Origin of the sequence: Micromonospora sp. NPDC023888 (genome assembly GCF_040639415.1) — a bacterium.
In the GTDB taxonomy this organism is placed as follows: Bacteria; Actinomycetota; Actinomycetes; order Mycobacteriales; family Micromonosporaceae; genus Micromonospora.
In genome coordinates this window covers 115579-140656 of record NZ_JBEZZW010000002.1, presented here as the reverse complement: position 1 = coordinate 140656, position 25078 = coordinate 115579, and the positions used below count along the sequence as shown (strand labels likewise).

Sequence of the window (25078 nt, the reverse complement as noted above, 5' to 3'; positions counted from 1 at the left end):
GTGCTGCCCGCGTCGAACCGACCCGCGACGCGTGCTGGCGAGCATCGGCTCAGACGGGGCCGCAGAAAGGACCCGGCAGCCGATTGATGCCGTCACCCGCGAGTGTCCACACTGGTGCCATGCCCGAACCGTCAAAACGGAGATTGCGGACCCTGGCCCTGGGCGCGTCCGCCCTCACCCTCGGCGGAGTCGCGATCGCCTGGAAGCTCCATCGTGTCGAAGCGCTCAGCTGGCTCGCCGGCATCGGAAGCTTCGTGTTGGCAGCCCTCACGCTCCTCAACTCCGGCGTCGCCGGTGGCGGCACGCAGCGCACCTTCCTGGCCCGGCTCGGTGGGAAGATCAGGCGGGTCCTCCTCTCCGGGGCGGACGGGAACACCACCATCCGCGCGACAACCGGCGGGACCATCGAGGACATCACGGTGAGCGGGCCGCCCCTACCGGCCGCGCCGACACCCAGAGAGTCACCGACGGACGCGCTCACGCCGGCCCTTCGGGCAGACCTGCCGAGTCGGGGCACGTCCGGTCCCGCACCCGCTGCCGCACCCGCTCATGCCGTCACGTTCGAGGCGACACAACCGCACTCTGCCGTGCCGGTTCTGGTGGTGGACGGCCTCGTCAGCCGCACCGACCAACTGGATCGGGTGCTGGACGTCATCCGGCATAACCTCAACGGGACGGTCACCGTGCTCGGGGCGAAGGGCATGGGCAAGACCTCCTTCCTCGGGCTGTTACGCACGGCCATCACGCGCGACTTCCCGGACGTCGTGGTAATGCCCATTCGCGGGGACATGACAGCCGAGCCGTACGGGCTCAGTGAGGTCTATCGGGGCGAGTACGGCGCGGACACCACAACAGTCGTCTCCGCCCTCCTGCTGGAGAAGTCCACACAGTTTCTCGGGGATCTGGCGCAGGCGGTGGCGCGGCAGTTCCCCGGTTTCATGATCGCGGCGGAGGCAACGCGAAGCGCAGCCAACACCATCACGGTCAACAACACGTTCACCGCCAAGACGTGGGGAAGGCTGTCCAACACCGCGCTCGAGATGAATGTCGGAGGCGAGAGCCCGATCGAGCGCATCCGCCAGGCTCAGCGACGCGTCGACGAGGCGTTCATCGCCGACTGGCGCACCTTCGTCGGGGGCCAGCGGGCGGTCCTGCTCATCGACGGCTTCGAAACCCTCATCGACGACGCGGTGGGCCAGTGGTTCGTCCGACTCGCGGCCCGCCTACCAAACACCACTGTGGTGCTGTCGCTCGTGCCCCGCGAGTTCGCCGAGCACGGCCAACAGGTGTTGGATCCGGCCCTCGTCCAGGAACTGCCCCGGTTCACCGCGGCCGAGACACGCGCCTACCTGGCGCACCATCTCGGTGACCAGGTCGGTGCACGCCTGACCGACGTGGTGTACGGCTTCACCGGCGGCCACCCGTACGGGCTCAGCCTCGTCGTGCGGTTCATGCACGCCCACCGCGAGGAGGCGCTGGACCCGGACCGCCTACAGGGTCTGCTGAGCCGACTCTCGCAGGGCGACCGGCAGGTGGACGATCTGGTCCGGGCGGTGATTCGACCGGAGCGCAATCCGGACGTGTGGCAGGTGGCCGAGATCGCCTCCCTGCTCAACAGTTTCGACGTACCGATGCTCGTGTCCATCCTTGCCGGCGAGGAGCTGGGGGCCGCCCCGGACCGGGTGGGCGACGCGGTACGGCGAATCGAGCACCTCGGTCTGATCGATCCGCTGCCGGTGGTCGGGCGGTTCCGTCTGCACGACTTCATCCGGCCGTCGATGGCCGAGGCGCTCCGGGAGTTCCAGCCCGAGCGGTGGGCGCACATTCACCGACGCGCGGCCGCGTACTACTACGAGCGCATCATGTCGCTGGAAGACAAGACATCCACGGTGTACGGCTCCTGGTTCAAGTACGAGAACGTGGTGTGGCAAATGTACGAGGCCGAGTGGTTGTCACACTCCGCCCGGCTCGTCGACGAACGGGAAGTCGTTCGCGCCCAGTTCATCGTGCTCTTCCTGGAGGCATTCTGGTGGTGGGCGCTCTACGTCGACTTCTCCTTCTGCCACCAGCTACTGGACAGTTGGCAGCGGGCGACCCGCGACGATCTGGACCGCGACCTGGTCAAGGAGCTGCGCCGCTTCCACGAGAACTATCCGACGGGCCCGGACAAGCCGGCCGGCGCACACTGGACGGAGGTGCGCCACGCGCTGCGCACGATCGGCAACCTGTGCGGCGTTCGCAACGGATGGCGGGATGCGCGCTATTCGGCAGAGGTCCAGGAGATCCGCCGCAAAGCGTGGCTCTACCTCGGCGTCTTCAACGCCCACTCGTACTGGTACGACAGGCAGTTCGCCGTTGCCGACGCCGCGTACCGGAGGCTCGAGCCGGAGTTCCTCGACCTCGACGACGAGTGGCTTCTCGCCTGGATCTACTTCGAGTGGGCCGAGGTGGCGCTCGGTGCCGGTGATCGCCCGTCCGCCGGTGCGCGGTGCCGGCAGTCGAGCGGGTGGGTCCGCAAGCTGGCCGAAGCCGGCGAGTCCGAGTCGGAGTTGCTTGCCAATCTGCACCGACTGCTCGGTGACCTCTTCTCCGACACGGACCGGACCATCGCCGCGGAGCAGTACGGCCAGGCGGTGAAGCGGGCCTTCGTGTTCCACCTGACGGACGACCCGCTGAGCCCGGCGATGAGTGGGCCGGACGAGTACACAAGCCAGTTCTACGCCGAGATGACGTCCCGGGCCGCCGCCCGGCTTGCCGACTGGTGGCCGGATCCTCGCCGGGACGCCATCCTGACGGCTCTGGTCGAGCCCACCGCCGGCCAGGCGCTGCTGACCGGCCAACCGGACCTCGACGCGGGCAGCGGGTCCGTGGAGGCCAGGAAACAGGTGGTCGAGCGGTTGTTGCCACGCGGGCCCCACGACGATGAGCTGTACCGCCGTTCCGGCACCTTCATCGACCACTGGGGGGATGTCGTCGAACACCTCGACCTGGACATCACTGCCGAACTGGACCGCGTCGACGAGCTGGCCGGCAGGCTGGTGGCCGGCTCAGCCGACTGACATGTCCAGCTCAAGCCGGTCGACCAGCCAGCCCGTCTGCCACCGCCGCTCCGCCTCGTACCGGTCCTCGGTGGGATCCGGTCGACGGGCCTGGGCCGCCCGCGCGGCCACGTAACCGAGGGCCGGAACGGGGTAGGTCCGGGCCATCTCGACGGCATCGGCCAGGTAACCGCAGAGCAGCGCGGCAGCTTCCCGGCCGGACAGCGCCGCCGCCCTCTGCAGGTGCAGGGCCAGCTCGCTCACCCCGACGAAGGGGTCGGCTTCGGTGCGACGGTTGCCCGGTGCCAGCAGCCGATCCGCCACCTCGGTCAACAGGTGGCCGTCGGGGTCGCCGTACTCGGCCGCGGCGTGGGCGGCCGTCCGCCCCACGCACACCCGCTTGAAGGCGGCGCCGGCATCGGTGTCCCACTGCGGCACGGGCGCTGCCAGCCGCCCACGTTGGGCCACGACCTTGTGGCCCGCCACGGTGACCGGGCCCTCCAACTCGATCAGCCACAGCTCGTCGTGCAACCAGTAGGGCAGGTCTTCAACGCGACACGCGTGCAGCCCGCGTACGCAGGGGACGGTCGCGGTCGCCTCCAGCCAGTCGGTCGACCAGGTCTGGCCGGAGAAGGGCGCTACCTGTCCAGCGGCCAGAAATTTGTAGTAATTCATGGTCAGGTGCGCTCGGCCGGGTCGGTGGCCGGCGCGGTGGCACCGGCGGCGGCGTTCCCGGCGGCCAAGGCGACGAGATGCTCCGGCGCCGGCCGACCCGGCAGGCTGGAAAGGCTCGCCCGGAGGTCTCGCACCTTGCCCACGTGGCTCAGACAGGCGGGGCAGACCAGCAGATGCAGCTCGACCAGCTCCCGCCGGTCGGCAGCGACAGTGCCGTCGATCAGGCGCGCGGTCAGTGACACCGTGGAGTCACATCGCAGGAAGGTGTCCACCGCTCTCCTCCTTGTCGAGCTCCCGATCGATGAGGGCGACCACCTCGGTCCGGGCCGCACCAAGAAGCTCCAGGTAGGCCTGCTCGTCGTGACCGACGAAAGCCGCCGCGTCGGCCGGCGCGACGCCGAGCACGTCGGAGAGGATGACCGCGACCCTCGGCAGCGGAGGCAACCGCCGGACGGTAAGCGCGACAAGCGGACGTGGTGGGAGCGCCCCATCCCAGCTCGGCGGATCCTTCCGCCACCAGCCCGCCCACGGATCATCCTCGCCGAGGAACCACCACTGGAGCACGTCCGCGTCGACGGGGTCCGACGAGACGAAGAGCAACCCGGCATCCGACAGCGCGTCGAGCAGTGCGGCCACCACGACGACCCCCGGCCGGGGTATGCGCTCCCCGGCGAGCAGCCTGGCCAGCACCCCCGCCCAGACCTCGTCGAGCACCGGCCCCGCGCGGCCATCGGTCGCCAGCAGATCCAGGGCGCTGGCTGTCGTCGGGTAATCGCGGCGCAGCAGTTCGACAGCCACGTCCAACGGGGGGACGCTGGGATGCTGGTCCAGGGCCAGCGGAGTCAGCTCGGACCCCTGGCGTTCGACGACGGCGACGAGGGCGTTGAACTCAGGATCATCGTGCACCTCGGGCCCTTCCGCTGACTCGAAATACTCGATGAGGAAGGACGTCACCACGTCTTTCGGCACTGCCGCGTCGCTCGGCTGAACGGCCAGGAACATGCCAGGCTCCCGCAGCGCGTCGGGACGAAGCCGAGGTTGGGCGAAGGGGACCGGCAGCATGCCGAAACCCGCCCGTTGGTAGAACCGCAGCCGCGCGGCTGGATCACCGAACTCACCGGCCGCGTGCAGCCGCGGATCCTCGACCTCGGCGAGGACCACAGCGCCGCCCGAGCGCTCCCGCCAGGCGGGCAACAGGCGGCCCACCAGCAGACCGCCAATGCCGCCACCGCGGATCCCCGGTCGCACCGCGAGGTAGCTCAGCAGCAGAACTCCGCCGACTGGTTCGGCCACCATCGCGCCGACGGGCGCTCCGTCGTGCAACGCCACGCCGACGAACGTCGTGCTCGATTCCACCAGGACGTCGATGTCGTCCAGTTGGTGCGCGGGGAAGCTGGGCACCAGGATGTCGACGTAGGCTCGCCGCAGCAGATCAAGGTCGGGCTGGTCGTGCAGATCACGAAGCTCGATGCGCCCGATGGCCGTGTCAACCGTCGCTGGCGTCATCCCACCATCCTCGGTTCTGGGTGCTGGCCGCCGCAAGTGGCCTGGCACCGACGCACCAGACGGCTGAAGGGGCGGTCGGCCGGCGCGGGCTGCCTCTGCGCTCCGGCCCTCCCCACGCCGAGGCGTGGCACCGAAGCGGCCGTGGCCAAGCGTCGGTTCAGCGGCTGAAGCGGCGGTCGGCCGCCTCCGCGCCCCGGCCCTCCCGCGCGGAAGTATGGCACCGACGCGGCCGTGGCGCGGGGTCGATTCAGCGGCCGGACCGGCGGACAGAGTGGACGAAGGACGACCAGGCGGCCGGCGCGAAGGCCAGGGTGCCGCCGTCGCGGTCCTTGCTGTCGCGCACCAGCACCCGACCGGGCAGGTTGTCGGCCACCTCGACGCAATCGCCGCCGTTGTTGCTGCTGCGGGTCGCGGTGCGCCAGCGGGCGTCGGTCATGTCCATGTCGTCGCCACTTCCCTGATCAGCTCGGTCGACCGGCGCTGCGGTAACGCCTCACCGGTGACGCTCTCCCACCTGCGACCCAGGCTAGCGACGTCGACGGGATCGGTCACGACCTGACCGCGGAGCTGGTTGTCGAGATACGCCAATTCCGTCCCGTCGGGCAGCCGGCCCAGCACGAAGGGCCCCGCCAGACCGGTGTGCCACGGGCTCTCCGCCGGGATGACCCGGACCTGCACGTGCTCCCACTCGGCGACCGCCGCCAGGTGGGTCAACTGCCCGGCCATCACGGCGCGGTCACCGACCAGCCGGCGCAGCACCACCTCGTCGATAACCGCCACGAGCTGTGGCGGGGCATCGCGGCCGAGGACCGCCTGCCGTCCGAGGCGGCCCGCGACGATCAGATCCACCTCGGACGGTGGGACCAGGCCACCGGTGCTCAGCACCGCGCGGGCGTACCCCTCGGTCTGGAGCAGGCCCGGCACGAGCAGCGGCTGGTAGGACCGGATCGAGGCGGCATCCTGTTCGAGCTCGGCCCACGGTCGGAACCACGGCAGGTCACGGCGGCGGAACGGCTCCGGCCAGAGGTCGGCCGCGTCCCGACGCAGCACCCGGGCCACGGCGATCCGGGTACGCGGGTGCGGGATGTGCCCCACGGAGAGCCACCGTGCGGCCGTCTTCGGGTGGATGCGAACCTTTTCCGCAAGCGATTCGACAGTCTCCCCCGCCTCGGCCATCGCCACCCGCAACGCCTCGTTCGCCACCGGACTCTCCTGCCCGTCAGGGGTACACCGAAGCCTGGATCGGTGCACGCTGCGGCGCATGCTAACCACGCTCCGTGGCGATGTCTGCCGTCTACCGGCGTGTGGCGGTCAGACGTGTTGGCGCACTTCCACCGCGCTCCCCAAAAGCCCCGCGGGTGCCCCGCCAACGTCCCCACCCGACCCCGCGCCGCCTCCTGCGCTTGATCCACTCGGCTTCACCGATATCGCGGCATCAACCCGCCCTCAACACCCCGACATCAGCAATCCGGAGTCGACCAAGGCGCCGGCGGGCTGCACCCCACCCCGCGACACTTGTTGATCAAGAGGTTTGCGTCATCAACCGGCGTGCTTTTGACGCAAACTTCTTGATCAACACGGAAGGGCGGGGGTGCGGGGGCCGGGGGCGGGACCGGTGGGAGCCGGGTGCGGGGTTAGTGGTTCGGGGGGATTACCCGGAGGTGGCCTCGGCGGCCGGTCTGGGGGTGGTTCTCGTGGCGCTGGTCCGGGTCCGGGGGGCGAGGGGCGGGGGCCGGGCGGGCGGCCTCGCGGACCGCCTCGGCGAGCGCGACCAGGTCGTCGGTGGTGGGCGGCGGCGGCTCGAACTCACCCTCGTGCCGGACCACGTCCCAGCCACGCGGCGCCGTCAGGCTGCGGGCGTGCGGCTCACACAGGTCGTACGTGTGCGGCTCGGCGAACGCCGCCAACGGCCCCACCACCGCTGTCGACTCGTTGTAGACATAGGTCAATGTGGCGACCGCTTGCCGGGGGCAGCCGTTACGGGAGCAGCGCCGTGGTGACCTCACGTGCGGCAGGGTATCTCCATTACCGGGTCCAGCGCATCGCTTCGCGTTGCGACACGCCCGTCACGGTGATCACAGTTGGCCGTTCTGGGCGCGCCGCGCCACGGGAGCGGCGGTGCCGCTGGCCAGCCCGGCGCGGGCGCTACCCTTTGCGTCATGACGAGCCCGGAACACCGCCGCCCCGGCCCTGGCCGGCGTGTGCACCGTGACCGGCACGGTCGCGGCCTGCGCGGGCGGTTGGTGCCGGCCACCGTGCCGCTGGCGCGGACCAAGGCAGAGGTCTTCGACGACCTGGTCCTGGACACCGTGGAGACGCTTGAGCGTCGGTTCGCCAAGGAGCTGGCCGGGGTCGAGTTCGCGGTCGAGGACGTCCCACCGGACCTGAACGTGTACGACTCCGACGTGCTGGAGGACGGCGAGGTCCCGCTGGCCCGACTGCTGCCCGGCCGTCCGGGCCGGCAGGAGGTGCCGCCGCGGATCGTGCTGTACCGGCGGCCCCTGGAGTTCCGGGCGATGGACCGCGAGGACCTCGCCGATCTCGTGCATGACGTGATCATCGAACAGGTGGCGAACCTGCTCGGGGTCGACCCCGACGAGCTGGCCTGAGCCAGACCCCCGTACGGGTGAGTCGGGCGGCCCCCACCGCCCCGACCTCACCGCTCAGGCGGCCCGCCGCTTCAACTTGCGCCGCTCCCGCTCGGAGAGCCCACCCCAGATGCCGAACCGCTCGTCGTGACCGAGAGCGTATTCGAGGCATTCCGTCTTGACCTCGCACCGCGAGCAGATTCGCTTCGCCTCGCGGGTTGAGCCGCCCTTCTCGGGGAAGAACGCTTCGGGGTCGGTCTGCGAGCACAATGCCCGCTCCTGCCACTCCGGCGCGTTTCCGAGCAGGTCGGCCACCTCAAGCTGGCCGTCCATCAAATGCCTCCTTGTCGCGCACCGGCGTCATCGCCGCTGCAACCCCCCACGCGAAAGGCGTGCTTGTCCGTCCGGTCCCGTTTTGTTGCGTTCCGTGCGAACAACCCCATTCAAATTACACGCGTGTAATGCGTGCGCCGTCAAGCCAAACTTGATAATGGAGTCGCCCTCCCGACACCCCCGGCCGGCCACTCGGGCCGTCCAGCCTCGCAACCTGCCCTATCGATTCAGACCCCGGCCGAGTAACGCCCTCTCCGGCGAGTTGCCCGACTTTTCTGCCGTGGCGCTCCCCCGACGAGTCGCCACCCGGACGGCGTCAGACACCCACACCCCAAAGCTGATCTTGGTGGGGGACAGGTTAACGCGGCGCGGCGCAGACCGCCCGTCGAGTCGGGGACAGCACGTACGCCCCGCCCACAATGTGGACGGGGCGCGGTGCAAAACCGGCATCGGAGGTGCTAGCTGGCGACCCCGAAACCGCTGGTGGGCCACACGAATTCGGCGATCCCTCCACCGTGGACAGAAACCGTTCCCACTGGCGTACTCTCGTCCCACCAGACGGTATAAATCCCGCCGGGAAGATCCGGATAGACCGCACTGTGGAACGAGCCGTCCTGCACCCGGCGCTCCCGCACCGCGGAGTGGACCCGCCGATCATCGTCCCGGCTGATCTCGATTTCCCGGCCGTGCAGATCCCGGCCCGTGTAGACGATCAGGGCACCGGTGTCGCCGCCCAGATCGAGGACGACGCTCCCCGACTCCGACGGCCCGTACGCGTGCTCGTGCATGCTGCGCTCCCCCGGTGCCGATCAGGACGACGCCGCCGGCGGGTTGTTGAACCCGTCGTACGGCGTACCCAGGTAGGGGAAGTTTCCGAGGAACGGCGCGGTCACGTCGGCGGCGCTCAGGCCGGGGGTGACCGCGGCCGCCGCCGCGTCGGGGCGGAACGTCTTGTCCACGAGCGGCACGGTCACCCCGGCGATCGCCCGCAACGCGATGCTCACCACGTCGTCGCCGACCCGCCGCCCGTTCGGGAACCCGGCCAGGTCACCACCGAGCACCCCGAACCGGTCCGGCTGCCGGGTCGGCGGGATCGCGGTGTTGAGCCGCAGCATGTCGGCCTGCACGTCGCCGGTGGCGTTCGTGAAACCGTCGATCAGGCCGGCGGGTACGCCGGTGAGCAGGATCGCCACCAGGTCCGCGCGGGCCTTCTTCGCCTTGGTGAGCCTGTCCAGATTCGGGAAGACGTCCGGGTAGAGCGCCGGCAGCAGAGCCGCCAGCTCCGGCTGCTCGACGAACCGGGCGAACCGCTTGTCCTCCGACGGCGGCAGCGAGTTCCACAGGTCTTTCTTGGACATCGGCACGATGACCTCGTTGAACAACGGATTGCCCAGCCGGGAGACCTGTGTGAACGGCCCGGTCGCGGTGTCCGCGCCACCCCGGTCGCCGAGCACCCGCACCTGCCGGCGCGACGCTGACGTCCACACCCCGATCACCGACGCCGCGTCACCGGTGCCGTAGCGGTTGGCGCGGCGGCGCACCTGCTTCAGCGGCACCTGCACGGCGATGCTGTGCACGTTCATCCGGTCGGTGGCGTTCACCGGCTCGCCCTCAGCCTTGAAGATCTTCTTACCGGCGACGTGGAGCTGCTGGAACGGCCGCAACGTGCCGAGGTCGAAGATCGCCCCCAGGTCGACGAAGAAGCCGTCGGCGCGCTGCCCGGCGAAGACCCGCTCCCCGGTGGAGAGCGAGTAGGTCGCCTGCCGCACCAGCTCGGCGTACTTCGGGGTGGACAGCGGGCCGACGTTGCACGGCGGGCAGGGCAGCTTGTGGGCCAACCGGTGCTCCCGGCCGTCGGCCACCCGGGTCAGGCTGTAGAACTGCCGCCGGTTCCAGTTCCTGCTGTCGAGCGACTCGATCGGGCCGGTGTTGTAGAGAAAGCTGTTCGGATTGGTGATCTCGGTGGTGAATTCGAACCGGTAGGTGACATCCGGACGACCGTCGCCGTCGTTGTCGATATGGATCTCGTAGCGCACGTCGTCGCCGAACTCGAAGAAGTTCGGGCCTCCGGAGGGCAACTGCAACGGCACGTAGTTGGCGATCAACGTGACCGTGTCGGGCTTGTCGGGGCTGACGAACGCGTACAGGTCGGAGCTGTCGGCGACCGGATCCTTGGCTATCTCCGGGGCCTCGCGGTGGGAAGACATGGCGGACCAACCTCACTGGGCGGGGACAGGATGGCAGTGCGGAGTGCCGGGTCAGCGCCGGGCGGCGCGCCGCAGCCGGTCCGCCAGGCCGCGGTCGCGTACCTCGATGCGCGTCTCACCGACGAAGACGTCCATCGTTCCGGACTTGGCATCGCGCAGATGCACGACTATCGGTTCGTCGGCACGCCCGGCCGCGCCGGGGGCGTTCTGCGCGGCCGACAGGCCCGGCACGGTGAGCGCGGCGGCGCCGAGGGTGGCGCTGGCCGCGGCGGTCAACGTCTGCCGGCGGGTCAGTCGCGGCCACTGCCGCTTCCGCTGATCACTGGTCATGGGCAACCTTTCCGGCGGCGGCGCGGTACGCGCCCGCGGGGACGGACGGGTCCGACGCCGTCCATCGACGCCGCCGGGCCCCTGAAGGGACACCGGCGGTGGTCCTGGCCGCGACCGCCGCCGGCACCGCGTGGTACGGCCGGCGGCGGGGAAAGGTTCGACGTCAGGGCCGGGCGTGACCGTACGCAGTCGACCGCTTGCGCGCCGGCCGTCCGGCGGCCTTCGCGATTGCCCGCAACTGCTCCTCGGTACGTGCCGACCCGTTGTCGGAGCCGGCCATCCGGGAGATGGTCTCCTCCATCAGGGTGCCGCCCAGGTCGTTGCAGCCACCCTGGAGCATCGCCACGGTGCCCTCGTCGCCGAGCTTCACCCAGGAGCACTGGATGTTGTCGATGCGACCGTGCAGCAGCAGCCGGGACATGGCGTGCACCACCCGGTTCTCCCGCCACGTCGGCCCGGGGCGGGCGATGCCGGCCAGGTAGATCGGGGCGTTGGTGTGCACGAACGGCAGGGCCACGAACTCGGTGAACCCGCCGGTGCGGTCCTGCACCCCGGCCAGCACCCGGAAGTGCGCCAGCCACTGCCCGGGGTGGTCGACGTGGCCGTACATCATCGTGGAGCTGGACCGGATGCCGAGCTCGTGGGCGGTGCTGACCACGTCGACCCAGGCGGCGGCCGGGAGCTTGCCCTTGGTCAACACCCAGCGCACGTCGTCGTCGAGGATCTCCGCGGCGGTGCCGGGGATGGTGTCCAGCCCGGCCTCGCGCAGCCGCGTCAACCACTCGCGCACCGGCACGCCCGCCTTCGCGGCGGCGGTGACGATCTCCATGGGTGAGAACGCGTGCACGTGCATCTCCGGCACCCGGGCCTTGATCGCACGCACGATGTCGGCGTACCCGGTGACCGGCATCTTCGGGTCGATGCCGCCCTGGAGGCACACCTCGCTGGCACCGGCGGCCCACGCCTGCTCGGCCCGGTCGGCGACCTGGTCGACGGAGAGCCGGTACGCGTCGGCGTCCCGCTCACGTTGGGCGAAGGCACAGAACCGGCAGCCCACGTAGCAGACGTTGCTGAAGTTGATGTTGCGGTTGACCACGTAGGTGACGTCGTCGCCGACGGCGTCACGGCGTACGTCGTCGGCGAGCCGGCACAACGCGTCGAGCGCCGGCCCGTCCGCGCCGAACAACGCCAGCGCGGCGTCGGCGTGCCGGGGATCGAGCAACGCCGCCGGGTCGTCGGCGGCCAGCCGCAACCCGGCCGCCAGGTCACGGTCCGCGCCGCCCGCGGCCGGCACCGGGGGTACGCCCGCTGCGCGCGCGGCCGCCTCCGGGGTGACCTTGCCGGCGACCTCGGACCAGTCACCGTAGACGCTGTCGAAGTCGCCGCGCCGGTCGTCGGTCCGACCTGTGGTGTCGATGGTGGCGTGCAGGTCGACCCGCCCGCCGAACACCTCCTCCGGCTCCTGCCAGGGTCGCCCCTGCGGCATCGCCGACTCGACCGCCAGGCCGGAGCCCGGGTCGGCAAGCGCGTTGACGTGCGGCAGCAGCCGCGGGTCGAGCCACGGGTCACCAGCGCGCACGTACTCCGGGTAGATGGTCAGCCGCTCCCGCAGCGTGAACCCGGCCAGCTTGGTGTGCCGGGCCAACTCCTCGATCTGCGGCCAGGGACGTTCCGGGTTGACGTGGTCGGGGGTGAGCGGCGAGACGCCGCCCCAGTCGTCGATGCCGGCGCGCAGCAGCAGGTCGTACTCGCCGGCGATGAGATTCGGCGGGGCCTGGATCCGGGCCTTCGGGCCGAGCAGCAGCCGGGCCACCGCCACCGTGGCGGCCAGGTCGTGCAGCTCCGCGTCGGGCATGCCGCGCATGGCCGTGTCCGGCTTGGCGCGGAAGTTCTGCACGATCACCTCCTGGAGGTGGCCGTACTCCCGGTGTGCGCGGCGGATCGCGAAGAGCGCGTCCACCCGCTCGGCCGGGGTCTCGCCGATGCCGATCAGGATGCCGGTGGTGAACGGCACCCCGACCCGGCCGGCGTCGTCGAGCACGCGTAGCCGGACCGCCGGCTCCTTGTCCGGTGAGCCGTAGTGCGGGCCGCCCGGCTCCGACCAGAGTCGGGTCGCGGTGGTCTCCAGCATCATGCCCATGCTCGGGGCGACCGGCTTGAGCCGTTGCAGCTCCGACCAGGACAGCACGCCCGGGTTGAGGTGCGGCAGCAGCCCGGTCTCCTCCAGCACGGCCACCGCGCAGGCCCGCAGGTAGTCCAGAGTGGAGTCGTAGCCGCGCTCGTCGAGCCAGCTCCGGGCCGCCGGCCAGCGCTCCTCCGGCCGGTCACCGAGCGTGAACAGGGCCTCCTTGCAGCCCTGGGCGGCACCGGCGCGCGCGATGGCGAGCACCTCGTCGCGGTCCAGGAACGGCGCCGGCAGCCGGTGCGGCACGGTGGCGAACGTGCAGTAGTGGCAGCGGTCCCGGCAGAGCCGGGTCAACGGGATGAAGACCTTCTTCGAGTACGTGACCACGCCCGGCCGCCCGGCGTCACGCAGCCCGGCGTCCCGGATTCCGCCGGCCACGCGGAGCAGCTCGTCGAGGGCGTCACCACGGGCGGACAGCAGTGCCGTCGCCTCGTCGACATCAAGCGCCCGCCCGGTCGCGGCCCGGCCCAGGGCCCGCCGCACGCTTGCGTCACTCGGGCCAGATTGGGTGCGATCAACCATCCGCTCAGCCTATGCGCAGCGCGAGCCCGCCCCGCCAGTCCCGGCCCGCACCGTGGGAAAGGGCACGGTGGGGCGCCGCCCCGCCCCGGACCCCCGACGCCCGACGCCCGACGCCCGACCCGACAGTGGGACGAGGGGGCAAGCATCCACGCCTCGCCGCCTTTGCTCTGCACCCACCCAGGCACCACCCCCGGGACGTCCGATATCCGGACACCCGGGGGGGTGCCTCCGGGGCAGCAGAGCAAAGGCGAACCCGAACACCTTGCCAGCGGAACGATGCTCAGTGATCGAAGAAGCGTTGTCGGAGCAGCCTCAGCGCGGCTGGTCCGGGTGCTCACCGGGCTTGATCTGCTGGGTGCGGTCGGCGTCCGGGTCGACCGGGCGGGTGATCGCCTGGGTCGGGTCGGCGGACGTCGGCTCGGCGGACTGGCGCGGAATGGCCTGGGTCGGGTCGGCGGAAGCCGGCTCGGCGGACTGGCGCGGAATAGCCTGGGTCGGGTCGGCCGACGGCGGCTGCCCGAATGGCGGCTGCCCGAACGGCGACACGGGCGGCGCCGACTGCGGTGCGGGGTTGGCCGGCGGCGCGGACTGCGGAAACGGCGGCGCGGACTGGGGGTGCGGCGGGGCCGACTGCGGGGCCTGGAACGGCGGGGACGGCTGGGCGTACGGGCCGCCGAACTGACCCGGCGGGTACCCGCCCGGCTGCCCGGGAGCGGGCCACCCACCCTGCGGCTGACCACCGGGCTGCCCCGGGGTCGGCCAACCACCCTGCTGCTGCGGCCAGCCCGGCTGCGGTTGGCCGTAGACACCCGGCTGAGGCTTGGGCCGCGGCACGTAGTAGTGGGCACGCCACACGGTGTAGACGACCCAGGCGGCCACCGCGAAGATCACCATCCAGGCGAACCGGGTGAGCACACCGAGGAGCGCGTCGAGCACCTCGGCATCGGCCAACCGGCCCACCGTCCAGATCAGCAGGGTCAGCGTGCCGAACACCGCGCTCACCCCGTACTGACCGACGGCCGCCTGCGTGATCAGCTTGGCCTTCGGCACCACCGGCGAGATGTGCGTGGCCAGCAGCACGGCCAGCAGCGGGAGGCCCACCGCCGCCACCCCGACGAACGTGCCGAAGGCCTCACCCGCACGACCGGTGAAGGAGCCGTCCGGGGCGATCAGCCGGAGCAGGCCCACGAAGAGGAACACGGCGTTGGCGCCGAGCAGCGCGAGCGCGGCGAGTTCGCGAAGCGGCTTGGTGAGCTGACGGGCCTGCGCCGCGTCGGCGGACGCGGGCTCGGCGGGGCTGGTCACGAGCTCCCCCTCGGGGCATGAGCGGACAGGGCGCACGTGAGCCTAGTCTCCCGGGCCAGCAGCGGACCGGAGGCGTCACGTGCGCGAGGATGGTCGTCATGCACATCGTGGTACTGACCGGCGGCATCGGCGGCGCCCGCTTCCTGCTCGGCGTCCGGGCCTACGCCCGCGAGGTCGGCGCGGAGGTGACCGCCGTGGTCAACGTCGGCGACGACCTGTGGCTACACGGGTTGAAGATCTGCCCCGACCTGGACAGCGTCATGTACACGCTCGGCGGCGGCGCGGACCCGGAGCGGGGCTGGGGTCGGGTCGGCGAGAGCTGGACGGTCAAGGGCGAGTTGGCCGCGTACGGGGCACAGCCGGACTGGTTCGGCCTCGGCGACAAGGACATCGCCACCCACCTGGTGCGCAGCACCATGCTCAACGGCGGTTACCCGTTGAGCGCGGTCACCGAGGCGCTGTCCACCCGCTGGCAACCGGGCGTACGCCTGCTGCCGGCGACCGACGACCGCCTGGAGACCCACGCGGTGGTGGAGGACGAGCAGGGTCAGCGGGCGATCCACTTCCAGGAGTGGTGGATCCGGCACCGGGCCGACATCCGCACCCACCGCTTCGTCTTCGTCGGCGCGGAGACGGCGAAGCCGGCACCCGGGGTGCTGGACGCGATCAGCTCCGCCGACCTGGTGTTGGTCGCTCCCAGCAACCCGGTGGTGAGCGTCGCGCCGGTGCTGGCCGTACCGGGGCTGCGGGAGGCGGTGGCGGACGGCCCGGCGCCGGTGGTGGGCGTCGCACCGATCATCGGCGGCGCTCCGGTGCGGGGGATGGCCGACAGGTGTCTCGCCGTGCTTGGTGTCGAGTGCAGCGCCGCCGGGGTGGGCCGCCTCTACGGGGGCCGGTCGGACGGCGGCCTGCTTGATGGCTGGTTGGTGGCCGAGGAGGACGCTGGCACTGTGGTGCCGGGGGTGACGGTCCGCGCGATGCCGCTGCGGATGACCGACGAGGCGGCGACGGCGGCCATGGTCCGCGCCGCGGTGGAGTTGACGTGAGGCTGGAGATCCTGCCGGTGCTCGGCATCGGCCACGTGACCGAGGGTGACGACCTGGCGGCGATGATCGCGACCGCCGCGCCGTGGCTGCATAACGGGGACGTGCTGGTGGTCACCAGCAAGATCGTCTCCAAGTCGGAGGGGCGGCTGGTCGACGTCCCGGCGGACGGGCCCGAGCGGCTGGCCGCACGGGACGAGGTGCTGGCCGGCGAAACCGCCCGGGTGGTCGCCAGTCGGGGGCCGACCCGGATCGTGCAGACCCACCACGGCTTCGTGATGGCCTCCGCGGGGATCGACGCGTCGAACGTGGACAAGACCCAACTGGTGCTGCTGCCGGTCGACCCGGACGCATCGGCACGGGCGCTCCGTGACGCCCTGCGGGAGCGCTACGACCTGGACGTGGCCGTGATCATCAGCGACACCATGGGCCGGCCCTGGCGTAACGGGCTCACCGACGTGGCGCTGGGCGTGGCCGGGATGCCGGCCATCCGCGACCACCGGGGCGAGGTGGATCCGTACGGCAACGAGCTCCAGCTCACCCAGATGGCCGTGGTGGACGAACTGGCCGCCGCCGGTGAGCTGATCAAGGGCAAGTGCGATCAGGTCCCCATCGCGGTCGTGCGGGGCTACCTCGCCGCCACCAGCCCGGACGACGCCGGGGGCGCGCGGGCGCTGATCCGCGACGCGGCACAGGACCTCTTCGCGCTCGGCACCGCCGAAGCCCGCGCCGCCGGGCTCGCCGACGCCGCCACCCTGGCCGATGGTCGCGGCCCCACGCCGGCCGACCTCACCGCGGTGCGACGGGCGATCGACACGGTCGCCGAGGTGGTCGCCCCCGGCACGGTCTTCACCCTTGTCGACGAGGCCGAGGTACGCGCCGGACTGGTCGCCGAGATGCCCGGCTGGCCGGACGGCGCCACCCTGGTGCTCGGCTCCGCCCCGACACCAGTCGACCCGGTCGGCCTGGTGCGCTTCGGCGCCGACCTGCACCGACTGCGCGTCGCCCTGGCTGCCCAGGGCGTCGGGTCGACCCTGTTGCCGCCGCCGCCCGGCAGCCCGGCGAGCGCCGCGCTCGCGCTCTGAGAGACGGCTAGGTCGCCCGCCCAGGCGGCCCGGCGCACGCCGCACTCGCGCTCCGAGAGACGGCCGGGTCGCCCGCCCAGGCGGCTCGGCGCACGCCGTCGCGCGGTGACAGGTGGCGGGTCAGGCGTCCAGCATGGCCCGGCCGAGCGGGGTCAACGTGTGCAGGACGCTGTTGCGGTCCCGGTGGCTGACCAGCAGGCCGGCGTTACGCAGCACCGTGGCGTGTTGGCTCGCCGCCGCCGGTGAGATGTTGAGTCGGCGGGCGACCTCACCGGTGGTGCAGCCCTCGTCGCTGGCCTGCAACACCGCCGCCCTGGTGCGGCCGAGCAGCGCGGCGAGTGAGTCGCGGGCCGCAGCGGACCGGGCCGCCCCGGTATCGTCGACCGACGCCAGCCCGCCCAGCCGGTCCACCCGGTAGACAAGCACCGGCGGCAGGGCCGGGTCGAGCAGGGCGACAGGCGTGTCCGCGCAGAAGAAGGACGGCACGAGCAGCAGCCCCCGACCGTCCAGGTGCAGCTCCCGGCTGTGCGGGTAGTTGCGGACCTCGAGCACCCCACCGTCCCAGCGCATGGCCGGCCGGAGGCTGGTGAGCAGGCCCTCGACACCGCCGTCGAGCAGGGCCCTGGCCCGGTGCGCCCGGTCCGCCGCGACCGCCGACTGGATCCGGCTCCAGTACGGGTTGATCGCCAACGACCGGTACTGGACCATCGAGTCGGCGAGGTGGTGCAGCACCTCCACCTCACCTCGGGCCAGCGCGGCCGCCGACGGCGGCAACTGGTTCTCGGCGGCGAGCACGCTCAGATCTCGTTGCAGCATCCCGGTCGGGGTGCTGCGCAGCGCCTCCAGCCCGGCCTCGAAGCCGTCCACACTCGCGTACGGGGTGAGAAAGTCCGGGAAGTAGCCGCGCGGCGGGCTCAACGCGAAGAGCAACCGGAGCTGCTCGGAGGCGACGTCCTGACGCAGCCCTCGGGACACGCTGCGCCGCCAGTTCGCCGTCAACGGGTCGCGGTTGCGGGCCTGCAACGCGTGCAGGCTGAGGACCAGCTCCCAGACCGGGTCCGCCGCCGGCGCCACCCGAGTCCGGAGGATGTCCTCCCCGGAAAAGTGGATCTTCAGCATGGAGCGCTCCAGTGTCGCCAGCAGGGGGATGCCGGGTGACCGTTCGACTCTACCCGGCCGGCACTAATCTCCATCTTTAAGCCTGGACTGAAAAACCTCGACGTCGCCGAAGCGGTTCGACATGCTTCCAGTGCCCGAACACCGTGCCGGTGCGTCCTCGATGCCCCGGCCCAGGGCACCGGGTCTGGGGAGGCCCCGGTGATCGGGCGGCACCACGAGGGTCTGCGGCCCTTGCTCCGCAGAGGTGCCGTCCGGTCATCCAGCCCCCCACACCACCCGGTCGGCTCAACCAACCCAGAGCGCGACCCGGTGATCCTCGTCCGTGACGTAGAACGGTCGCCCGTCCAGCTCGGCCAGCCCCTCCACGTGGTGGAACGGCGCCAGGTCCAGCACCGGCTCCCCGACCAGCCGACACACGTCGTCCGACGCACCGGCCGGAAGTCGGAAGCGGACGTGCCGAGACGTCACGTCACCGCCGCCCGGATGATCGTCGAGCAGCACCGAGCCCTTGCCCAGCGCGTCGATCGAGCCGATCACGGCCGCGTACCCGCCGTCCGCCGTCGGGGTGATCGCGCGGAACCCGGTCAGCTGCCCCGGCGGGGTGACCCCGGTCAACGCGTACACGCGCAACGCCCCCGGCCACTCCGGCTCCGCCGCGAACATGCCCGGCACACCGGCGACCTCCACCAGGATCGGCTCACCGGCGTCCGTGACCGGGAACCGCAGCCCGAGCAGCACCGTCCCGCCCGGGGTGAAGGCCGCCGCCTCCACGTTCAACGGCAGGTCGTCCGGGGCCAGCCGGCTCACCCAGCGCTTCTCCCGGGCGGTCCCCCGCGCCAGCGTCTCCACGATGAACCGCGCCCGCACCCGTTCCCCAGGAGGCAACAGGGTCAACGGCGACCCGGCGAGGGCGTCGTTGACCGCCCGGTGCAGGCGGAACGAATTGCGCACCACGTGCACCGGCACCGCCCCGGCCGCCGCGTCGTCCTCCCGGAAACGGGCCACGAAGGCGCGCCGGGGCCGCAGCGGGCCAGCCTTCGAGCCGAAGTGGGAGCCGAAGACGTACACCCAGCCGTCGTGGTGGGCGAGCGCCTCACCATCCTCGGTCCGCCCGTTCTCCACACCGGCGTCCGCCAGCACGTGCCGGGCCGTCCACTCGCCGTCATCCTGCTCCAGCAGCAACGCAAGGCAGCGCTCCACCGGCCCCTCGTCCAGCACCGTCCAGAAGCCCCGCCGGGCACCGTACGCGCGCAGCAGCGCCGTCGACCGCACCGGCAGCAGATCGCTTGCCTCGTTGCCGGCCACCACGAATTCGACGAGTCGGAGGGTCACCGAGCCAGGGTACGGAGCACACGCTCGTACAGTGGCGGGGTGTCCGACACCTCGATCACCGCCCAGCCGACCGACCCCGCGGCGTACGCGTCGCTGCACGCCGACGCCACCGCGCTGCTCGACGGTTGGCAGCCGACCAGCCCGGCTGCCTCGACCGCGCGGGACCGGACCCTCGCCCTGCTCGCGGCCGGGCCGGTCGCGATGAGCCGACAACACCGCCCCGGGCACGTCACCGCGAGCACGCTGGTGCTGGACGCCACCGGCACGCGGGTGCTGCTCTGTCTGCACGCCAAGTTCGGTCGTTGGGTGCAGCTCGGCGGGCACTGCGAGCCGGTCGACGAGACCCTGGTGGCCGCCGCGCTCCGCGAGGCCACCGAGGAGTCCGGGATCGCCGGGCTGCGCATCGACCCGGTGCCGATCGACGTCGACGTGCACGAGGTGCTCTGCCAGGGCGGCTCACGCCACTACGACGTCCGGTTCGCCGTGGTCGCGCCGCCCGGCGCGGTGGAGCAGGTGAGCGACGAGGCCGAGGAGCTGGGCTGGTTTCCGGCGGACCAACTGCCCGAGCCGCTGGCCGGCGGGACCGTGCAACTGGTCGCGCCGGCTCTGGCTGCCCTCAGACGTAGCCCTCTTCGCCGCGAGCCTTGAGCTCGTCGACCAGGGCCTTGACGCCCTGGGCTCGGTCGCGCGGGCAGACCAGCACCGCGTCCGGGGTGTCCACCACGATCAGGTCGCGCAGCCCGAGGACAGCCACCAACCGACCGGACTGCGGCACCACCACCAGGTTGGCGCTGTCCCGCAGGAGCACCCCGGGCTTGGCGTCGGTGCCGAGCACCACGTTGCCCGCCTCGTCGGCCGGCAGCACCTCACCCAGGGTGTGGAAGTCGCCGACGTCGTTCCAACCGAAGTCGCCCGGCACGGTCGCGACCCGACCCGCGGTGGCCGCGCCCTCCATCACCGCGTAGTCGACGGAGATCTTCGGCAGGGTCGGCCAGATCGCGCCGAGCACCTCGTCCTGCTCGGGGGTGCCCCAGGCGGCGGCGATGGCGGCGACGCCGGCGTGCAACGCCGGCTGCTGGCGGGCCAGCTCGGCGAGGAAGACATCCACCCGCCACACGAACATGCTCGCGTTCCACAGGTGCCGGCCGGAACGGACGTACGCCTCGGCGACCTCGGCGTCCGGCTTCTCCTTGAACTCGGTAACCGGCCGCCACGGAGCGTCGGTCTCCTCGCCGGTCTCCAGGTAGCCGTAGCCGGTCTCCGCGCGGGTCGGGGTGATCCCGACGGTCATCAGCATTCCCTGCTCGGCCCCCCGGACCGCCTCCTGGACGGTGTGGACCCAGCTCCCTGGGTCGCCGATCAGGTGGTCGGCCGCGAAGCTGCCCATCACCGCGTCCGGGTCGCGCACCGCGATCACCGCGGCGGCCAGGGCGATCGCCGCGCAGGAATCCCGAGGGGACGGCTCGACCAGGATGTTCTCCTCCGGCAGACCGGTCAGCTGCCGAGCCACCGCCGCGACGTGCGCGGCACCGGTGACCACCAGGGTCCGATCCGGTGTGGTCAGCGGCGCGAGCCGCTCCACGGTCGCCTGGAGCAGCGAGGAGCTGGTGCCGGTCAGCGGGTGGAGGAACTTGGGGTGGCCGGCGCGGGACAACGGCCACAACCTCGTGCCGCTGCCACCTGCCGGAATGACCGCATAAAGCATCCGCACATCATGCCCGACGCACCTGCTGGCAGTGGCACGGGTCACCACCAGGGGCCCCGGGTCACGAACGGGCGCGACTCCAGGCGGCGATGTGCACCTCGGCGCTCGACTCCCAGGTGAACTCCTTGGCCCGGTCGAACCCCGCCTTCGCCAGCGACAACCGCCGCTGCTCGTCGTCGAGCAGCGCGGCCAGGTCGGTGCCGATCTGCTCCGCGTCCTCCGAGGTGTACGCGACCGCGTCGCCGCCCACCTCGGGCAGCGAGAGCCGGGGCGTGGTCAGCACCGGGGCGGCGCACGCCATGGCCTCCAGGATCGGCAGCCCGAACCCCTCGCCGTAGGACGGGTAGGCGGCGACCAGCGCGCCACCGAGGAAACCGGGCAGGTCGGCGTAGCGCAGGTAGCCGGGGCGCAGCAGGCGCAGGTGCGACGGAACCTCGGCGACCGCCCGGTCGATGTCGTCGTCGTGCCCCTGCCCACCGGCGATCACCAGCGCCGGCGGCTCGGCCCGGTCGGCCACCGCGCGCGCCCAACCCCGAATCAGGTTGGGCACGTTCTTCCGCGGCTCCTTGGCGCCGAGGAAGGCGACGTAGCTGCTGTTGCCCAGCCCCAGCCGGGCGCGGACGCGGGCCTTCTCCTCCTCCGTGGGGGCGTGGAAGGCGGCCTGGTCGACGCCGTGGTAGGCCACGTCGATCCGCGTCGGGTCGGCGTCGAGCAGCCGGATCAGCTCGTCGCGGGTGGCCTTGCTGGGCACGATCACCCGGTTGGCGCGGCGCATCGAGGTCTTGATGGCGCTGCGGAAGAACGTGCGGCGGGACTTGTCGTAGTGCTCCGGCTCGGTGAAGAACGTCGCGTCGTGCACGGTGACCGTGACCGGGCACCCGGCCCGCAGCGGGCAGGTGTAGAAGGGCGAGTGCAGCACGTCGGCGCTCACCTGCTGGGCGAGCAGCGGCAGGCCGGTCTGCTCCCAGGCGAGCCGGGCCGGGCGGTGCGCCACGGCGGCCGGAGCTGGAATGATCTCCGCGCCGGGCAGCATCCGGGTGTAACGCTCCAGGTCGGTGCGGAGGCTGACCACCGCCAGCTCCACCCCCGACCCGCACACCTTGCCGAGGGCACCGAGCAGACCATCGACGTATCGACCGACGCCACCACGGTCGGCGGGGACACTCGTGGCGTCGATGAGCACGCGGGGCGGGCGACCGGCGGTCACGGGGCGACTCCTTGCACTGGCGGGTCTGTGGGGAACAACACTCCGGGGGTCAAGCCTACGCCGGGGCGCGGGGCCGACGCTGACTGCGACCCGACGGTACGCCGAGTTGTCATCGTCATCGAGTACGGCCCGCACTGGCGTATCGTTCGCGCCGATGGCCGACAACATTGCCCGGGTGTTCGCCGACGCGATCGCGACCGACCCGACCCGACCGCTCCTCACCTGGTACGACGATGCCAGCGGTGACCGCACCGAGCTCTCCGGCGCCACAGTGGCGAACTGGGTGGCGAAGACCGCCAACCTGCTCGTCGACGAGGTGGGCCTCGCCCCGGGCACCCCGGCCGGGGTGCTGCTGCCGCCGCACTGGCAGACCGCGGCGGTCCTGCTGGGCTGCTGGTCGACCAAGTTGAGCGTCATCGACACGCCTGGCGACGTCGACGTGCTCTTCGCCGCCGCCGACCGGCTCGACGAGGCGCAGTCCTGGCCGGCCGACGAGCGGTACGCCCTCGGGTTGGCTCCGCTCGCCGCCCCGCTGCGGCAGGTGCCGCCCGGGTTCGCCGACTACGTGGTCGAGGTCCGCCGGCACGGCGACCACTTCAACCCGCAGCCGGGGCCGGGCCCCACCGACGAGCACCTGCTGGCCCGTGCCGAGGCCCGCGCCGCGGAGTTGGGCATCGAGGCCGGCGCTCGCGTCCTCGTCGACGCCGCCCGGTACCCGGACCCGGTCGACTGGCTGCTGGCCCCGCTCACCCGGGCCGCCACCGTCGTCCTCTGCGCCAACCTCGACCCGGCCCGCCTGGCCGGTCGCCAGGCCACGGAGAAGGCCACCCACACCCTCCCGTGACCCGCCCGCCGGGCCCGGTCGGCACCCCGACACCAGTGCAGCGCCGCCGGGCAGGACCCTTCAGGCAGGCCGGTGGCCCGTCGCCCGGCGTTCGGCGAAGGTGGCGAAGGACGCCAGGGACTCGGGGTTGACCAGGGCGCCCTTGGCGGCAGCCCGGTCGACCGGTGTGCCGGTGAGGATCTTCTTGACCGGGACCTCGAGCTTCTTCGCCGACAGGGTGCGGGGCACCGCGCGTACCTGATGGATCTCGTCGGGCACGTGCCGGGGCGACAGGGCGGTGCGCAGCTCGCGGCAGATCTTCTTCCGCAGGTCGTCGCCCAGCTCCAGGCCATCGGCCAGCACCACGAAGAGCAGCAGCTCACCGGCGCCGCCCTCGTCGTCCTCCAGGTGCACGACGACCGAGTCGACCACCTCGTCCAACCCCTCGACGACCGAGTAGAACTCGGCGGTGCCCAACCGCACCCCGCCCCGGTTGAGGGTGGCGTCGGAGCGGCCGGTGATCACGCAACCGCCCCGCTCGTTGATGGTGATCCAGTCCCCGTGCCGCCAGACGCCCGGGTAGACGTCGAAGTACGCCTCGGCGTAACGGACGCCGTCCGGGTCGTTCCAGAAACCCACAGGCATGCTCGGCATCGGCTCGGTGATGACCAACTCGCCCAGCTCGCCGATCACCGGGGCGCCGTCGGCCGACCGTGCCTCCACCTTCGCGCCCAACGCCCGGCAGGCGATCTCGCCGGCGTACACGGGCAGGAGCGGCACCCCGCCCACGAAGCCGGTGCACACGTCGGTGCCGCCGGACAGCGACTGGAGCTGCACCCGGTCGCTCACCGTCTCGTACACCCAGTGGAAGCCCTCGGCGGGCAGCGGCGCGCCTGTCGAGCCGACGCCGCGCAGCGCGGACAGGTCGGCGACCTCGCGGGGTACGAGCTGAGCCTTGCGGCAGGCCAGCAGGAAGGGCGCCGAGGTGCCGAAGTACGTGGTGCCGGTCTCCGCCGCCAGCCGCCACAGCCCACCGAGGTCGGGGTGGGCCGGATTGCCGTCGAAGAGCACGATGCTCGCGCCCACCGCCGGGCCGGAGATCAGGAAGTTCCACATCATCCAGCCGGTGGTGGTGAACCAGAAGAACCGGTCGGCCGGGCCCAGGTCGTGGTGCAGGGCGAGCATCTTCAGGTGCTCCAGCAGGATGCCGCCGTGACCGTGCACGATCGGCTTGGGCAGCCCGGTGGTGCCCGAGGAGTACAGGACGTACAGCGGGTGGTCGAACGGCACCGGCGTGAACGTCAACGGCTCGTCGGTGGGCGCGGCCAACTCGTCCCAGCCCAGCGCGTCGCGCGGCGCGGGGCCCGCCGGGTCCAGGTAGCGGATGCCGACGGTGTGCCGCAGCGACGGCAGGGCGGCCCGGATCGCGTCGACCTCCGCGCGCCGGTCCACCGCCTTGTCGCCGTACCGGTAGCCGTCCACGGCGACCAGCACTGTCGGTTCGATCTGCTGCCAGCGGTCGGTGACGCTGCGGGTGCCGAACTCCGGCGCGCAGGACGAGAAGATCGCGCCCAGACTGGCGGCGGCCAGCAGGAGGACGTACGTCTCGGGGATGTTCGGGGCGTACGCCGCCACCCGGTCACCGGCGGTGACGCCGAGCCGACGCAGCCCGGCCGACACCCGGCGGACCTGCTCGCGCAGCTCCCCGGCGGTAAGGGTGACCGGCGCGCGGGTCTGCCCGTGCGCGATCACCACCGGGTCGTCGTCGGCGCGCCCCGGCATCCGCAGCACGTTCTCCGCGTAGTTGAGCGTGGCACCGGGGAACCAGCGGGCGCCGGGCATGCCCCGCTCGGCCAGGGTGGCGGTCGGCTGGGTGTGCGCGACGACCTCGAAGTGGTCCCAGATCGAGCGCCAGAACCCGTCCAGGTCGGTGGTCGACCAGTGCCACAGCGCGTCGTAGTCGGCGAAGTCCAACCCGCGGTGCTCCCGCAGCCAGCGCAGGTAGCCGCCGATCCGGGACCGCTCCCGTACGTCCACCGGCGGCGTCCACAGCATGTCAGCCACTGCTCCACCCT

General features: G+C 71.9%; 23 protein-coding genes. 6 read left to right on the top strand and 17 right to left on the bottom strand.

Annotated features, from left to right (window positions below; genetic code table 11):
• Positions 1 to 119: 119 nt before the first annotated feature.
• Positions 120 to 3059 carry a hypothetical protein gene (locus AB0F61_RS02125; protein WP_357802391.1) on the top strand — a complete coding sequence of 980 codons (2940 nt, stop codon included), beginning with the start codon at positions 120 to 122 and terminating at the stop codon, positions 3057 to 3059.
• Here AB0F61_RS02125 and AB0F61_RS02120 read toward each other — a convergent pair.
• From AB0F61_RS02120 to AB0F61_RS02095, 6 genes are all read right to left on the bottom strand, one after another.
• Positions 3048 to 3713, bottom strand: coding sequence for a hypothetical protein (locus AB0F61_RS02120; RefSeq protein WP_357802389.1), 666 nt, complete (start codon positions 3711 to 3713; stop codon positions 3048 to 3050). The genes AB0F61_RS02125 and AB0F61_RS02120 overlap by 12 nt on opposite strands.
• Before the next feature lie 2 nt (positions 3714 to 3715).
• Complete coding sequence (locus AB0F61_RS02115; RefSeq protein ID WP_357802386.1) at positions 3716 to 3985, bottom strand: zf-HC2 domain-containing protein; 270 nt, start codon at positions 3983 to 3985, stop codon at positions 3716 to 3718.
• Positions 3963 to 5219 carry a GNAT family N-acetyltransferase gene (locus AB0F61_RS02110; protein WP_357802383.1) on the bottom strand — a complete coding sequence of 419 codons (1257 nt, stop codon included), beginning with the start codon at positions 5217 to 5219 and terminating at the stop codon, positions 3963 to 3965. Before AB0F61_RS02110 ends, AB0F61_RS02115 begins: the two co-directional genes overlap by 23 nt.
• Positions 5220 to 5466: 247 nt before the next feature.
• A complete protein-coding gene (locus AB0F61_RS02105) occupies positions 5467 to 5661 on the bottom strand; it encodes a DUF397 domain-containing protein (protein ID WP_357802380.1) in 195 nt (64 codons plus the stop codon).
• Positions 5652 to 6395: a DUF5753 domain-containing protein gene (locus AB0F61_RS02100; protein WP_357802739.1), complete on the bottom strand. Its 744-nt coding sequence runs from the start codon at positions 6393 to 6395 to the stop codon at positions 5652 to 5654. Before AB0F61_RS02100 ends, AB0F61_RS02105 begins: the two co-directional genes overlap by 10 nt.
• Positions 6396 to 6853: 458 nt before the next feature.
• On the bottom strand, positions 6854 to 7225 hold the full coding sequence (locus AB0F61_RS02095; RefSeq protein WP_357802377.1) for a DUF3499 domain-containing protein: 372 nt from the start codon (positions 7223 to 7225) through the stop codon (positions 6854 to 6856).
• A gap of 153 nt (positions 7226 to 7378) precedes the next feature.
• Between AB0F61_RS02095 and AB0F61_RS02090 the strand changes: the two genes are divergently transcribed.
• Positions 7379 to 7828 carry a metallopeptidase family protein gene (locus AB0F61_RS02090; RefSeq protein WP_110562108.1) on the top strand — a complete coding sequence of 150 codons (450 nt, stop codon included), beginning with the start codon at positions 7379 to 7381 and terminating at the stop codon, positions 7826 to 7828.
• 54 nt (positions 7829 to 7882) lie between these two features.
• On the opposite strand, the gene AB0F61_RS02085 is transcribed toward AB0F61_RS02090, so the two are convergent.
• The 6 genes from AB0F61_RS02085 to AB0F61_RS02060 form a co-directional block, all read right to left on the bottom strand.
• Positions 7883 to 8140 (bottom strand): WhiB family transcriptional regulator, encoded by a 258-nt coding sequence (locus tag AB0F61_RS02085; protein ID WP_007455784.1) that lies wholly within the window; start codon positions 8138 to 8140, stop codon positions 7883 to 7885.
• Positions 8141 to 8598: 458 nt separating this feature from the next.
• The gene (locus AB0F61_RS02080) at positions 8599 to 8928 is read right to left on the bottom strand and encodes a phospholipase (RefSeq protein ID WP_357802375.1); all 330 of its coding nucleotides are present in this window, start codon (positions 8926 to 8928) and stop codon (positions 8599 to 8601) included.
• Positions 8929 to 8949: 21 nt separating this feature from the next.
• The gene (locus AB0F61_RS02075; RefSeq protein ID WP_357802373.1) at positions 8950 to 10347 is read right to left on the bottom strand and encodes a DUF4331 domain-containing protein; all 1398 of its coding nucleotides are present in this window, start codon (positions 10345 to 10347) and stop codon (positions 8950 to 8952) included.
• Between the two features lie 51 nt (positions 10348 to 10398).
• The gene (locus AB0F61_RS02070) at positions 10399 to 10677 is read right to left on the bottom strand and encodes a hypothetical protein (protein ID WP_357802371.1); all 279 of its coding nucleotides are present in this window, start codon (positions 10675 to 10677) and stop codon (positions 10399 to 10401) included.
• Positions 10678 to 10840: 163 nt separating this feature from the next.
• Positions 10841 to 13384 carry a bifunctional FO biosynthesis protein CofGH gene (locus tag AB0F61_RS02065; RefSeq protein WP_357802368.1) on the bottom strand — a complete coding sequence of 848 codons (2544 nt, stop codon included), beginning with the start codon at positions 13382 to 13384 and terminating at the stop codon, positions 10841 to 10843.
• 312 nt (positions 13385 to 13696) lie between these two features.
• Positions 13697 to 14689 carry a hypothetical protein gene (locus AB0F61_RS02060; RefSeq protein ID WP_357802365.1) on the bottom strand — a complete coding sequence of 331 codons (993 nt, stop codon included), beginning with the start codon at positions 14687 to 14689 and terminating at the stop codon, positions 13697 to 13699.
• 98 nt (positions 14690 to 14787) lie between these two features.
• Here AB0F61_RS02060 and cofD point away from each other — a divergent pair, with 98 nt between their 5' ends.
• Together cofD and AB0F61_RS02050 are read left to right on the top strand one after the other, a co-directional pair.
• Complete coding sequence (cofD, locus tag AB0F61_RS02055; RefSeq protein WP_357802362.1) at positions 14788 to 15735, top strand: 2-phospho-L-lactate transferase; 948 nt, start codon at positions 14788 to 14790, stop codon at positions 15733 to 15735.
• Positions 15732 to 16817 carry a coenzyme F420-0:L-glutamate ligase gene (locus AB0F61_RS02050; RefSeq protein ID WP_357802359.1) on the top strand — a complete coding sequence of 362 codons (1086 nt, stop codon included), beginning with the start codon at positions 15732 to 15734 and terminating at the stop codon, positions 16815 to 16817. Before cofD ends, AB0F61_RS02050 begins: the two co-directional genes overlap by 4 nt.
• Before the next feature lie 120 nt (positions 16818 to 16937).
• Here AB0F61_RS02050 and AB0F61_RS02045 read toward each other — a convergent pair whose 3' ends face one another.
• Together AB0F61_RS02045 and AB0F61_RS02040 are read right to left on the bottom strand one after the other, a co-directional pair.
• Complete coding sequence (locus AB0F61_RS02045; RefSeq protein WP_357802356.1) at positions 16938 to 17936, bottom strand: winged helix-turn-helix domain-containing protein; 999 nt, start codon at positions 17934 to 17936, stop codon at positions 16938 to 16940.
• 285 nt (positions 17937 to 18221) lie between these two features.
• Complete coding sequence (locus AB0F61_RS02040) at positions 18222 to 19268, bottom strand: hypothetical protein (protein WP_357802354.1); 1047 nt, start codon at positions 19266 to 19268, stop codon at positions 18222 to 18224.
• 39 nt (positions 19269 to 19307) lie between these two features.
• Between AB0F61_RS02040 and AB0F61_RS02035 the strand changes: the two genes are divergently transcribed.
• The gene (locus tag AB0F61_RS02035) at positions 19308 to 19916 is read left to right on the top strand and encodes an NUDIX hydrolase (protein ID WP_357802351.1); all 609 of its coding nucleotides are present in this window, start codon (positions 19308 to 19310) and stop codon (positions 19914 to 19916) included.
• On the opposite strand, the gene AB0F61_RS02030 is transcribed toward AB0F61_RS02035, so the two are convergent.
• Together AB0F61_RS02030 and AB0F61_RS02025 are read right to left on the bottom strand one after the other, a co-directional pair.
• Entirely contained in the window at positions 19885 to 20973 is a 1089-nt protein-coding gene (locus tag AB0F61_RS02030) for a sugar phosphate nucleotidyltransferase (RefSeq protein ID WP_357802348.1), read from the bottom strand. The genes AB0F61_RS02035 and AB0F61_RS02030 overlap by 32 nt on opposite strands.
• A 61-nt stretch (positions 20974 to 21034) precedes the next feature.
• Positions 21035 to 22180: a glycosyltransferase family 1 protein gene (locus tag AB0F61_RS02025; protein WP_357802345.1), complete on the bottom strand. Its 1146-nt coding sequence runs from the start codon at positions 22178 to 22180 to the stop codon at positions 21035 to 21037.
• A 154-nt stretch (positions 22181 to 22334) separates the two neighbouring features.
• Between AB0F61_RS02025 and AB0F61_RS02020 the strand changes: the two genes are divergently transcribed.
• Positions 22335 to 23024 (top strand): TIGR03089 family protein, encoded by a 690-nt coding sequence (locus tag AB0F61_RS02020; protein ID WP_357802342.1) that lies wholly within the window; start codon positions 22335 to 22337, stop codon positions 23022 to 23024.
• A 60-nt stretch (positions 23025 to 23084) separates the two neighbouring features.
• Here the strand turns inward: AB0F61_RS02020 and AB0F61_RS02015 are convergent, their stop codons facing one another.
• A complete protein-coding gene (locus tag AB0F61_RS02015) occupies positions 23085 to 25067 on the bottom strand; it encodes an acetoacetate--CoA ligase (protein WP_357802339.1) in 1983 nt (660 codons plus the stop codon).
• Positions 25068 to 25078 lie beyond the last annotated feature (11 nt).